Here is a 9,521-nt window from a genome sequence, read left to right on the forward strand (position 1 = left end):
ATTTATAAATCTATGTCTGGTATATATATTAGTTCTTGAATCCAAGGAATGCTTTTTAAATATTCTATAGTAATCGGCTGCATTCCAGAGTCCATCTCTATCACATGGCAAGCTAGATCATTTTTCCCTTTTCTGGATACTGACATGGTAGCAATATTGGCTTTTTCTTGTGCTATAACACTAGAAATAAAAGCTATAGCCCCAGAAATATCTTGAGCTTTGATGATCAGTGTGTGGGATTGTGCTGTGAAGTCAGCATTGAAACCATCCACATAAGCAATATTGATAAGTCCTCCACCTAGGCTTTCACCAATTACTTCTACACTTTTATCGCCCTTAAAAAGGTTTAGTTTTATGGTGTTGGGATGGTAGATAGAAGCATTTCCTATTGACTTAAATTTGTAAACGAGTCCTTTTTTTTCTGCTTCCTCAAATGCACTTCGAATTTTAGGGTCATCAGTTTTGAAATCCATTAACCCACCTATGATGGCTTTATCACTTCCATGTCCTTCGTAGGTTCTCGCAAATGAATTGTAGAAAGTAATTTCTGCTCGGTCGGGAGTACCCCCAAGAACTCTTATTGCTGCTCTGGCGATTCGCACTACTCCGGCAGTATGCGAAGAAGATGGTCCTATCATTACTGGTCCTATCATATCAAATACACTGCTTTTTCCACTCATCTTGTTCTTGGTTTTCCAATTTTTATGCTAAAATAGGATTAAATTTTAAGTCATTGTCAAAACATTACTTTAATACGGGTGAATGGCTGTTTTTTAACAATATTTATTTTCTTTGTACTTACTTATAACTATACGAAATAATATTTTGTACGATAATGAACGGTTTTATGAACGTTAGTGATACAGTTGTGCTGACTAAGCTTAAGGCAGGCAATTGGGAATCCACAGCTGGTCAGGTTGCCAACAGGGGGCTTTTGTATGCGGACGGTATATTTGAAACCATGATTTTTTTGAGGGGGAAAATTAGATTCAGTGAATTTCACGAGCAGCGTGTATTAGAAGGTTGTGAAGTTTTGAGTTTGAATCAAGCTTCTCTGAGTACCTTTGATCAGATTGCATCTATAATGGCGCAAAAGTGGCCTTGGCTTGAGGCTTGCAGAGTAAGATGGACCATTTATCGAAAAAGTGGAGGCAAGTATGCTCCACAAAATGATGAGGTAGAGGAACTCCTTCAACTAGAGCCATTTCACCCTACAAGTAAAACAAAAGAAAAAGCATATGTGCACCCAAAGATCACATTGTCCAAATCAATCTATAGTAGCTGCAAAACCCTCAATGCACTTTCTTATGTGATAGCTAATAGGGATAGGGTGCATCAAGGGTATGATGAAGTTTTACTCCTTGATCATAGAGGATTTCTTTCAGAAGCGGGTGCTGCAAACTTGTTTTGGCAAAAAGACGGCAAATTCTACACTCCTTCACTTTCCAATGGATGTATCAATGGCATAGGGAGAAGGGTTATTTTAACTTATTTGGATTCAAAACATATACCCTATGAAGAGGTAGAAGAGCGTGTAGCTTCTCTTACCAATGCAGATACTGTTTTTGTAAGCAACGTGACAGGAATCAGCTACCTCCTTCAGTTAGGAGACAAAAAGCTAAAGCAATCTAGAATTGATTACTTAGAAGAGTTGTTTGCATTCTGAAAATGTAATACATTTTCGATTAGCAGCTAAATTCGTTAGCTTCACTAGTTGACTTCTATACTGCGACTGGAGCTTTGATATGAGGGTGTGGATCATACCCAATCAGCTCAAAATCCTCAAACTTGAACTCGAAAATATCTTTGACTTCTGGGTTGATTTTCATAATAGGTAGAGGTCTACAATCTCTGCTCAATTGCAGATGTGCTTGCTCCATGTGATTGCTGTATAAATGTGCATCACCAAAGGTATGAATAAATTCACCAGCCTGAAGCCCACATACTTGAGCAATCATCATCGTAAAAAGTGCATAGGATGCGATATTGAATGGTACTCCCAAAAAAACATCGGCACTTCTTTGATATAGCTGACAGGAAAGTTTCCCGTTAGCCACATAGAACTGGAACATCGTGTGGCATGGAGGAAGCGCCATATGATCTACGTCAGCTACATTCCATGCTGAAACGATAAGCCTTCTACTGTCTGGCTTATTTTTGATCTGATCGATGAGGTTTTTGATTTGATCGATTTCTCCTCCTTTTCCATCAGGCCAATGTCTCCACTGATACCCATACACTGGGCCTAAGTCACCATTTTCATCAGCCCATTCATCCCAAATACTCACTTTATTGTCTTTGAGGTATGTGATGTTAGCGTCACCTTTAAGAAACCAAAGTAGTTCAATGATGATTGACCTGAGATGACATTTTTTTGTAGTGACCAATGGGAATCCATCCTCTAAATTGAATCTCATTTGGTAACCGAATACACTTTTGGTACCTGTTCCGGTACGGTCTCCTTTTTCGACACCGTTGTCCAAAATATGTCTCATCAAGTCGTGGTATTGCTTCATTGCTTACGCTGTTTTTTAGGATGCGGCAATTTATGAAGATTAATATCAATCAAAAAATGGAATCATGTTTATCTATTATTCAGAAAGAAAAATCTTACACTTTGTTTTTCATATTATCTGATGCTTGGAACCCTAGTTGTTCCTCTGTTGCTTTAGTGATTTTCCTGATTTTTTGATCTAGTTTTTCTGCTTCATTTAGAATATTGTTAAAAAAGGATTGGATTTCGGCCTCATCCATACTTTGCCTATCTGTTTTAAGCATTTCTACAAGCCCCATGATGTTAGCAAGAGGGCTTCTTACTTCGTGAGATTGGATCCAAGCTATTTCTTTGAATTTCTCATACTGAGCTCGGATTTTGGCGATTTGTTCTTTTGATTTTGTGATATCTTTCATGAGTTGGGTGACTCCAATCATCTGTTCGTTCGAATCATAGACTGGATAAAACATAAACTCAATCCACTGAAGTTTATTGTCATTTCCAGGGAGTTCTTTTTCGAATATTTTAATTTCTCCTTGTAGTGCTGCAATGAAATTTGGGTAAAATTCCTGCTCTATCTCTTTGAGGATAAAATCTCTATAATCAGCACCAATTGTTAATTTTTTGTTAGACATGCTATGGCAATGTTTAATAGCCACTTTGTTGAAAGCCATTACTTTGAACTCCTGATTGATAAGGATAATGCAGTCTGTGGTGCTATTTAAAATAGCCTTTAGCTTATTTTCAGATTCTAATAATAAAAATTTTGCTTGTATCTCTCTGGTATTATCTCTGATGATAACCAGCGTTTCATTTTCTTGTGGAATTGCAATACCATAAAAGTACAAGTCTAATTCTTCATGATAGTCTTGGAAGTCTGTGATCTTGTTTTTTAACTTACATTCTTCAATAGCATGTGAGAAAGGTGATTTTTTGTGACTTCTTGAGAATTCAAAACTATTTATATGTTCACTATCTGCCCCAAGCCCAAAAATCTTTGCCGCTGAAAGATTGTATTTTAATGTTTTATAGTCTTCATTTAGAGATATTTGTGAATCAGAAAGGAAATCGAATATGGTGTCAAGCTTAAGGTTTTTGATTGGGGATTTTTCACTATGCCTTTCCTTGAAGCTTATATCATAACCTATCATCAATATACCGACTGGTGTATTGTTTTTACCTGAAATAAGGGTAAAGGCCCAACGCGTGTGGACGTTTTGGCCTGCATTACCTAATCTGTTTCTAAGGTCTACTTGGAAGCTTTTTCCTGGGTTTTTAGTGCATTCTGAAGCAGTATGAATGGCTAGCTCTATATCTTCATTTGCAATAGATTCGAAAAAGGACTTTTTTTCAAAATTTACCTTTATGTTATAGAATCTTTTGCTAAAATAATCATTGATGTACAAAAATCTTCCCTCCATGTCCAAAATCAGGGCATAAAAAAGACCCGACCTATAAATCCAGTCGGGTAGGTGATAGCCGTACTCATTATGAGTTTGATTTTCCTTTGGAGACAATGAAATAATTGGTTTAGGTGATTAACTTCTTGAATTGGAGTACAAAAGTTACGATAAAAATTTTTCATCTAAGGATTATTCTCTAAATCTTTCTTCTAAAAACATTAAATTACATTTAAGTATTTTTGAAATACAAAATATTTATTTTGAAAAATGGCATTAACTTAAAATAGAATTTTGTATTGAAAAATTAGTTCAAAACCAAAACTTCTAGTGTCTTTTGCTTATTTTATTATTTGAAATACTTCTTTGTCTCGAACTTTTGAATCTTGTCAATACTTTTGTGTTTTTGGAGGCATGTTTTGTCTTACGACCTTGGACTCTCTCACGCCACATCTTGAAGGAGGATTGTTTCATGGTTTTTCTCATGATTGCTATCACTTCTTTTTCAGAAATTCCAAACTGAACCCTAATAGCATCAAAGCTTGTACGGTCTTCCCATGCCATTTCTACAACCCTGTCAATGTCTTCTGCTGATAATGTTTTTCTATTTTTCATTCTAAATACCATTTCTAGGTCAAACTTTGTCGAGTTCTAAATGTTTATTCATTATGCAAAGATTGAATGTGGTATGGTTCAAGAGAGATCTTAGATTGAGTGATCATGAACCTTTGAAATTGGCCATAGCATCAGGAGAACCGCTGATTTTGGTGTATTTTTTTGAGCCTGACTTGTTGAATTCGTCAGTCAGTGATGAGAGACACTGGAGATTTGTATATCAGAGCTTGCTAGATATGAATTCTCTACTATTAGAGTTTGGAACTCAGGTATATTGTTTGTACGCTGATCCAGAAGTTTTTTTTGAAGCTTTGCATAAAAAATATGCAATAGGCAAGGTGTTTTCTCATTTGGAAACGGGCATTCGGATTACTTTTGATCGAGACTTGAGAGTTGGAGATTTTTTTGAGAAAAATGATATCAAATGGTTCGAATACACCCAGCAAGGTGTACAGCGAGGAAGGAAGCACCGGAAAAACTGGTCTTCAGCATGGTATGAGCAGATGAACAAGCCCTTACAAGTTCCTGATTTGAGAAAAGGAGTGTTTGAGAAGCTTGATGAAGTAATGTGTTCTAAATATTGCGTGAAAGATATTCCCGAATCTTGGCGAATATCACATCCTAAAATGCAGGCAGGTGGGGAACGCATGGCTTCCAAATATCTGCATTCCTTTTTGCATGATAGGGTGAGAAATTACAGTCTATGTATTTCAAAACCCGAAGCGAGTAGGCGAGGTTGTAGCAGGTTATCACCTTATTTGGCATGGGGAAATCTATCTGTTAGACAAGTTTATCAAGCTTCGGAAGTAATGAGGAAAAGTGGAAAGCAGAAGAGAAATATCCTGAATTTTCAATCTAGGTTACGTTGGCATTGCCATTTTATTCAGAAGTTTGAAATGGAATGCCGCATGGAAGATGAGCATGTCAATAGGGGATTTGAACTTATACAAAAGCCTTACGAAGCTGACAAAGTTAAAGCTTGGGAATTAGGGAATACGGGCTATCCTTTAGTCGATGCCTGTATTCGATGTCTGAAAGAGACGGGTTACTTAAATTTTAGAATGAGAGCAATGATTGTATCATTCCTTACGCATCACTTATATCAAGATTGGAGAGTAGGAAAGGATTTTTTGGCACGTCAGTTTTTGGATTATGAGCCTGGAATACATTATCCTCAGCTTCAGATGCAAGCGGGAGTAACTGGTATCAATACAGTCCGGATATACAATCCCATCAAGCAATCCTATGACCATGATCCTGATGGTGAATTTATTAAAAAATGGTTGCCTGAACTTGAGAAAGTTCCTGTATCATTGATTCACGAACCTTGGAAAATCACCCAGATCGAGCAAGAGATGTTAGGTTTCAGGCTTGGGATAGATTATCCATTCCCAATAGTAGATTTCGAAACAGCCTCCAAGCATGCTAGAGAAAAGTTATGGGCTGCACAGCGACTTCCTGCAGTGGTGGAGGAAGCTAAGCGTGTATTAAGTTTTCATACCATGGCTGGAAGGAAGGTGTAAAGGGAGATAGCAAGCTGTTTTTATAACTCACTTTCTCCCGGTCTATACCTTTTTCTTGCATGATTTAATACATCTTCTCTATAGTAATTGACTTCTTTGAATTCTCCTTGACTATACATTTCTGCCTGATCCACAAAGTGTGGTGAAAATGGATTACCACTTTGTCCGCCTGCAAGGAGTGATTTTGCCCTGACTTTCTCGCCAAACTCTACTGCCGCTACAAAGCTATTTCCCACATTACCGTACCACTTTTTAGTATTTGGATAAGCACGACTTCCATAAGCAGCAAGAGATCCCCACACAGAGGCATTGTAGCCTATGGGTAGGCTAGGAAGCTCATCATAAAACTTGCCCTGAATGTCGTTTGTCACACGCTGAAACCTATTGATCTCACCCCAAGGTGTGTTCCAAGTGCCAAAATCATCCACCAACTTATCTATGGCTTGTTCGAATGCCTCAAGCTTCTCTTCATTACTTAGCGCTTCTGTGATAAAGTCAAAAATATAAATGTCCCATGCTCTCTCTTTATTTCTGATAGAAGCCATCAATTGATTTCCCCAAAACACAGCCAAGGATGTTCCTACAGACGATACTCCTGTTTTCAAATCCCATTCTGAAAGGATATTGATAGGGTCTTTAAGTTTACTTTTCTTGGTGTCATGCGTAGGGAGTTCATCGTGAGCTTTTATCAAAGAAGGAACTAGCCTCTCGAAGGCCATCAAAGTAGGCTCATAGGCCACATTTGTGATCAATTGTTCCAAAGTCAGCTCTTTTACTTCAGAAAGTATCCTTACAGCATTGATTCCTCGGGCATTTTCTACGTCCCATGCAACATAAGCGGGATAATCAGTCCTTTTTGGACTATCTTTTCCCAGTGCATTGAAAGGATCTGAGTTACAATGCTGTATCCAGCCATTGTTAGGGTTTTCTATGTAGATGATTTCTTCAATGTCATGTAGCCCTTGCCAATCTGTAGAAGGGTTGCTGCCATCAACTACGTTTCTCCAATCAAACTGTGGATCTCTCTTTGGGATGAAATTCCCATGATAATAGGCTATAGTCCCATCTTTGTCAGCGTATACGGTGCTATTTGAGGAGTTGGTTTTGAGGTTCATATTGGCTTTGAACTCCTCATGATTTTTGGTTTTGGTACGTTGATAAGATTGCGTGAGTGCTTTTTCTCTTTCCACCATCAAGGCTATAGCTATCCACTTGTCACCTTCTGACCTGATTACAGGGCCGTGATGTGAATAGAAGGTTGTGAACTCTTGTTCAAGCAATTCATTTCCTTCCTTATACTTTACAGTGATTTTTTTCTCAGTAAAAGGTCTCCAGTTTTTCCCGAACTTGTAATGATACTTTCCTTTTCGTTTTTCAACTGTGAGCGCGTAGTGATCTATGGCGTCGGCTTTGGCAGAGGTATGCATCCAGCCATTGTATTCGCTAAATCCTTGGTAGATAAAAAACTGCCCCCAGGTAACCGCTCCATATGCATTCAACCCTTCTTCGCTAACCATATGAACTTCTGGCCTGAAATAGAAGGAGGTATGTGGATTGATCATCAGCATGGCATTTCCAGATTTGGTTAGCTTAGGAGCAATCGCAAATCCATTGGATCCTCGAGGGTCTTCTTCCCAATCTCTTTCTGTATAAGATAGAAGCTGATGAGAATTTTCACCATAAAACGATTTGAGTCCATTTGCTGAAATGGTTTCAATGTCTCCACCAATACTTCCCTCGCTGAAAGTCAGCGCCATCCAAGGTTCAAATTGACTGATAAGCTTCGGCTGGACTTCGGGGTGGGTGTGGAGGTAGTAGTTGATTCCAGCTGCCCAAGCATCCATGAGGGATTTTAGCCATTGGGGGCTGTTTTGATACTCTTCTTTGACTACTTCTGGATCAATGTAAAGTTTCATCCGCAGGTCAATGTAAAGCTGGGAAATTCCTTCTACTTCAGCCATTCTGCCCATGGCGTTGATATAATTCGTTTCTACCCTGTTGAAATCATCTTCGCACTGGGCGTAGATCATCCCAAAGACAGCGTCAGCATCAGTTTTGCCATAAATGTGTGGTACTCCCCATTGATCTCTGATGATCTCTGTACGGCTGGCATAGCTTTCCCATATCACTAGGTCTGTTTGAGCAAATAAGGAATGTGAAAAGACAAGTACAAATAGCTGTAGGAAGTAGAAAATTGGACGCATGAGTGAGAAGTTTTGTGTATATATGCTGGTGTTGGATTCAAAATGAACTAGCTTAGTGATTTAGGTCAGTCTAGGTTATGAAATGAAAATGAGTCCAAATCAACGTTTACCTGAGGATTTGAACTCAATTTTTTATTCGCTTTTCTGTTTCTCGAAAACTTGATTGACAAAGAGTATGTGAAATGGTAATGCATCTGTCCAATAATCCCAGGTGTGAGCTCCAGGTCGCTCTATATACTGATGTGGTGTGCCATTGTCAAGTAAGAGTTGGTGAAGCTGTCTATTAGTTTCTATCAGAAAATCATCTATGCCGCAATCTATCAGCAGTTCTATGCCATTTTCCTTCATCTGATCGACAAGTCCTACGGCGGTATATTCACTGAAAGGATAGTCGTAATTGATTTCTCCTAGCATTTCCTGTTGACTCTTTTTTCTTTCAGCTTGGGTCGCCTCATTGCCTACCCATGTTCTCACGTCTATATTCATCACACCACTCATGGAGCCAGCGGCAATGAAGAGCTCAGGGTTCTTTGCTGAAATCATCATCGCTCCGTGTCCTCCCATAGAGAGTCCTACTATCCCTCTTGATTTCCTGTCGTTGATCGTTGGGAAGTTTGCATCTACATAGGGTATGAGTTCCTTGCTAATGTATGTCTCATACTTGACCGAGTCCATGAGTGGGCTGTCATAGTAGTAAGAAAAAGGTGCTACACCAGGAGTTACAAGAATGATCTGGTACAAGTCAGCCAAGTCTTGAAGCAAATTGGGTTTTCTGACATTTCTATGCCAGTCCAGGTAGCCACCCCATGCCCCATGAAGCACATATACAGAGGGGAACTCTTGATCTTTTTCCTCGCTACCTGATGGCTTGACCACGGTGGCTTTGAGGGATTTCTTCATCGCTTGGCTATATACTTCTATGGTATCAGTTTTTGCTTGGCTGACACCTACGCTTAGCAACAGTATCAAAAATGTAAGTTTAAGTAGTTTCATAGGGTTTATAATGATTAGACGAGGGTAATTTAAGGATACCTTGCTATAGACACAAGTAGTTTTTGTTTTTGGGGGAATTGTTAATTTGAACTAATGGTTTTACTTTGAGAAGTGATTTGAGCTATTTGGAGCTTTTTAATATTTATAGCTATGGAGTTAAGATTTCGTAACTACTCAGGTACATTATTTACTGACCAATATTCAAGTATTTGGAGTCTTGTGCTCCTTTGTAGCGTATTGACGCGTATTTGTATGTTAATGTACGAAAATCAGCTTTAAAGTTGGTTTATCC

At 38.6% G+C, this 9,521-nt stretch carries 8 protein-coding genes; 2 read left to right on the plus strand and 6 right to left on the minus strand.

Going from position 1 to position 9,521, the window contains the following annotated elements:
- Positions 1-2: 2 nt before the first annotated feature.
- Complete coding sequence (gene sdaAB / locus MM239_RS13875; RefSeq protein ID WP_241348847.1) at positions 3-680, minus strand: L-serine ammonia-lyase, iron-sulfur-dependent subunit beta; 678 nt, start codon at positions 678-680, stop codon at positions 3-5.
- A gap of 167 nt (positions 681-847) precedes the next feature.
- Between sdaAB and MM239_RS13880 the strand changes: the two genes are divergently transcribed.
- The gene (locus MM239_RS13880) at positions 848-1,666 is read left to right on the plus strand and encodes an aminotransferase class IV (protein WP_241348848.1); all 819 of its coding nucleotides are present in this window, start codon (positions 848-850) and stop codon (positions 1,664-1,666) included.
- A gap of 55 nt (positions 1,667-1,721) precedes the next feature.
- Here the strand turns inward: MM239_RS13880 and MM239_RS13885 are convergent, their stop codons facing one another.
- The 3 genes from MM239_RS13885 to MM239_RS13895 form a co-directional block, all read right to left on the minus strand.
- Positions 1,722-2,516, minus strand: a complete 795-nt coding sequence (locus MM239_RS13885; protein WP_241348849.1) for a thymidylate synthase — start codon at positions 2,514-2,516, stop codon at positions 1,722-1,724.
- Between the two features lie 94 nt (positions 2,517-2,610).
- Positions 2,611-4,011, minus strand: a complete 1,401-nt coding sequence (locus MM239_RS13890) for a PAS domain S-box protein (RefSeq protein ID WP_241348850.1) — start codon at positions 4,009-4,011, stop codon at positions 2,611-2,613.
- Positions 4,012-4,221: 210 nt separating this feature from the next.
- A complete protein-coding gene (locus MM239_RS13895) occupies positions 4,222-4,509 on the minus strand; it encodes a TIGR03643 family protein (protein WP_241348851.1) in 288 nt (95 codons plus the stop codon).
- Positions 4,510-4,562: 53 nt separating this feature from the next.
- Between MM239_RS13895 and MM239_RS13900 the strand changes: the two genes are divergently transcribed.
- Entirely contained in the window at positions 4,563-6,032 is a 1,470-nt protein-coding gene (locus tag MM239_RS13900; protein WP_241348852.1) for a cryptochrome/deoxyribodipyrimidine photo-lyase family protein, read from the plus strand.
- 20 nt (positions 6,033-6,052) lie between these two features.
- Here MM239_RS13900 and MM239_RS13905 read toward each other — a convergent pair whose 3' ends face one another.
- Positions 6,053-8,236, minus strand: a complete 2,184-nt coding sequence (locus MM239_RS13905) for a penicillin acylase family protein (protein WP_241348853.1) — start codon at positions 8,234-8,236, stop codon at positions 6,053-6,055.
- A gap of 132 nt (positions 8,237-8,368) precedes the next feature.
- On the minus strand, positions 8,369-9,229 hold the full coding sequence (locus MM239_RS13910; RefSeq protein WP_241348854.1) for an alpha/beta hydrolase: 861 nt from the start codon (positions 9,227-9,229) through the stop codon (positions 8,369-8,371).
- Between the last annotated feature and the right edge of the window lie 292 nt (positions 9,230-9,521).

Source organism: Belliella filtrata (assembly GCF_022549775.1).
Classification (GTDB): Bacteria; Bacteroidota; Bacteroidia; order Cytophagales; family Cyclobacteriaceae; genus Belliella; species Belliella filtrata.